The sequence below is a fragment of the Candidatus Accumulibacter phosphatis genome (assembly GCF_012939955.1).
In the GTDB taxonomy this organism is placed as follows: Bacteria; Pseudomonadota; Gammaproteobacteria; order Burkholderiales; family Rhodocyclaceae; genus Accumulibacter; species Accumulibacter delftensis.
Genome location: NZ_SPMY01000138.1, coordinates 1 through 831 on the forward strand (window position 1 = coordinate 1; position 831 = coordinate 831).

Below are 831 nucleotides of genomic sequence, written 5' to 3' on the forward strand. Positions count from 1 at the left end.
CTTCGAGCGCCTTGCGGATAAAGCGCTGGTACGGCATCCCGGAACGATCGGCTTCTTCCCTGATGGCCGCGAACAGCGATTCCGACAACCGCATGGTGATGCTGCGATCCTTCGGCTGAAACTCGAAGCGCATCGGGGTCATGCGGGACAGGTCGTAATCGGTCAGGTCTGCCGTCGCGACAAAGTCTTCCGCCGCCTTATCGGTCGGCAGTCTTGGCAATTTCTTTTTCATGGCGTTCAACCGCCTTCGTCAAGGCAAATAGTGGCCTTGGCTGAGTACGGTCACCATCCGCAAAACGGCCCGCCAGGCGCGTCCGCGCGGGCTTGGCTACCCCATGGGGTTAGGCCAAGACAGAAAACCCGTCAGCGACCCGCTCTCGTCGTTCTACGGGGCATCCACGAGCACGGGTGCTCCACGATTCCCCTTTCCTCTACTCAATGCCTGGCCGTCCGGGGGGCTGAGCGTTACGCTGCCTGGCGGCGGCGTCGGCAAACTTCGGCGACCACAAATTTTGCCGTGACGGCGTGTGGGAGCTGCGGATCGACGCCGGGCTGGGCTATCGCGTGTATTACGCGTAAGCGGGTCAAACGTTGGTGTTGGTGCTGCTGCTCTGCAGCTGCACCAAGCGCAGCCAAAGTTCTGACATCGAGAGGGCGGCAGAGTACTGGCCGACCAGGCGGCGCTGAACGCCACCACGCTTTACCGCACCCTCTCGCCGCAGGGCAACCCTGAGCTGCGCAGCCTTCCGCCCTTGCCTCTCCCTTTGCTGCTGGCTTATCAGCAGGGGCTGACGGGGGGTTCTGGAACAAACGGTCGAGACGCTCAGGCTC

The 831-nt window shown here is 62.5% G+C and carries 1 protein-coding gene and 1 pseudogene; one reads left to right on the forward strand and one right to left on the reverse strand.

What is annotated here, in order from left to right:
• Positions 1-232 (reverse strand): CopG family antitoxin (locus E4Q23_RS23130; RefSeq protein ID WP_211203918.1); only part of this gene is annotated, 232 nt, incomplete at its 3' end.
• 260 nt (positions 233-492) lie between these two features.
• Here E4Q23_RS23130 and E4Q23_RS24430 point away from each other — a divergent pair.
• Positions 493-687: pseudogene (locus E4Q23_RS24430) on the forward strand (type II toxin-antitoxin system RelE/ParE family toxin); the annotation flags it as partial.
• Between the last annotated feature and the right edge of the window lie 144 nt (positions 688-831).